3 protein-coding genes are annotated in these 2,274 nt (G+C 55.8%); all 3 read right to left on the reverse strand.

What is annotated here, in order from left to right; genetic code table 11:
- A partial coding sequence (locus AC2VLY_RS16555; protein WP_486922670.1) for a DUF7125 family protein occupies positions 1–629 on the reverse strand: 629 nt, incomplete at its 3' end.
- Positions 626–1,720, reverse strand: a complete 1,095-nt coding sequence (alr, locus tag AC2VLY_RS16560; RefSeq protein ID WP_193650222.1) for an alanine racemase — start codon at positions 1,718–1,720, stop codon at positions 626–628. The genes alr and AC2VLY_RS16555, both read right to left, overlap by 4 nt.
- A gap of 108 nt (positions 1,721–1,828) precedes the next feature.
- A partial coding sequence (locus tag AC2VLY_RS16565; protein WP_486892197.1) for a DnaB-like helicase C-terminal domain-containing protein occupies positions 1,829–2,274 on the reverse strand: 446 nt, incomplete at its 5' end.

Consider the following 2,274-nt stretch of genomic DNA (forward strand, 5'->3'; position numbering starts at 1 on the left):
ACCAGCCAGACGGTGGTTGCACTGGCCTTGGCAAAACGCACCAGACGGGCGGCACATTCACGCACCTGGGCTACAGATCCGGGTGCCGACTGCAGGCTATCGGTATACACGGTCTGTATGGAATCAATCAGCAACAAATCGGGTTTTTCAGCCTGCAGTAGTGCTTCGATGGCTTCCAGATGGTTTTCAGCCAAAACCCGCACCGGACTTTTCCCGAGGCTCAAACGCTGGGCGCGCATGGCCACCTGAGCCGCCGATTCTTCTCCCGTCACATAGAGCACCTTGCTACTCAGACTGAGATGATGGGCCGTCTGGAGAAGCAGGGTCGATTTGCCGATTCCGGGTTCCCCCCCCAGCAAAATAGCCGCACCGGGGACTTGCCCACCTCCCAGTACCCGATCCAGCTCTGACAATCCGGTCGTTCTTCGGCCAGCATCTTCCAAAGGTACCGCATGGAGAAACTGGGGCGGGCTCGCATTGGCAAAAGCGGTCTGCGATCGCGCACTGCTTTTTTCGACACGCTGTTCCACAAAGCTGTTCCAGGCCCCGCAATCCGGACAGCGGCCCAGCCATTTGCTGCTGCTGCTCCCGCAATCCTGGCACACGAATACATTTTTATCGCGACTCATGCCCGCAGCCTCCTGGGAACGCGCATCTGGATGCGGCAACTCATTTCATAAGGGATGGTATCCAGCTGCTGAGCGAGCGTTTCCAGAGTAGGTCCTTCGCCACCCATCAGCGTCACCTTGCTGCCAATATCTGCCTGAATATGGGTAATATCTACAAAAAGCATATCCATACTGACCCGCGCCAGAGTACGGGTTTCCTGACCGGCCACCCTGATGGCAGCACCTGATCCCAGCTGACGCGGATAACCATCGCCATAACCTGCTGCGACAACTCCCACCCGACAGGCTTCTGCTGCCTGCCAGGTGGCACCATAACCCAGCCAGTCGCCGGCCTGAAGATGGCGCGTCGCGACGATTTCACTTTGCCAGGAAAGCACCGGTTGCAGGCCCACATCCACACCATTTTTACCGGTGAAGGGCGATAATCCGTACATCATCAAACCCGGGCGCACCCAATATTGTTGGGCCGAAGGCAGACTCAGAACAGCCCCGGAGTTGGCCAGACTATGCTGGCCCAGCGTGTAACCTGAATACGCTTTGACCATGCGCTCAAATACCGCTATCTGTTGATCATTGAATGGATCTTGCGGGTAATCAGCACGCGCCAGATGACTCATCAGGCCCAGCACCTGCCAGTGTGGATAGGGCTGCAGTTTTGCAAAAACTTCACGTAATCGCTCCGGGGAAAAGCCCAGACGGTGCATGCCCGTATCCACCTTGATGAAAATTTGCAGAGCGCAATGCGGGACCAGGCTTTCGAGCCAGGCCAGTTGGCGATCTTCATGAATGACCAGCCAGTAAGCACGTTCGGTGGCGAGCAGTACTTCTTCCGCTGTAAAAGGACCGCCCAACAGACAAATGGGTTTGTTCAATGCCAGAACGTGCAGCGTTTCGGCTTCTTCCAGAGAGGCCACGGCAAAAGCATCCACACCGGCTGATGCCAGAACCGGAGCACAAACACGCACATCATGACCATAGGCATTGGCCTTGACCGCCGCCATGATTCTGGCCTGAGGCGCATGATTACGAGCCACCTGGAGGTTGTGGCACAAGGCTGAAGGGGAAATTTCGGCAAATACAGGGCGGGTCATGGGGCTATGATAATCCAAGCGCCGTTAAATCTGAAAACAAAGGGTAGAGAGAGACATTGCAGCGGCTGTGGCGCTCACGGTTACGGCTGGGCGCGCAACCGGAAAAACTCAATGACTGTATTCGCCACCCGTTGGCGCATAATTTTCGAAGCGGGTATATTCGCCGAAAAAGCTCATCCGCACGGTTCCGATGGGACCATTGCGCTGCTTGCCGATAATGACTTCGGCAATGCCTTTTACCTCTTCATTATCCTTGTTGTACACCTCGTCCCGATACAAAAACAGGATCAGATCGGCGTCCTGTTCGATGGCCCCGGACTCGCGCAGGTCCGACATTTGTGGACGCTTTTCAGTACGGTTTTCCAGACTGCGATTGAGCTGGGACAAGGCGATTACAGGAATGGACAACTCCTTGGCAAGGGCTTTCAATGAACGACTGATTTCGGAAATTTCGGCTACCCGGTTATCGCCTCTACCCGGAACCTGCATGAGCTGCAGATAATCGACCACAATCAAATCCAGGCCCTGCTCGCGCTTCAGACGGCGTGCCCGGG

The organism is Acidithiobacillus sp. TH-A36, from assembly GCF_057473445.1.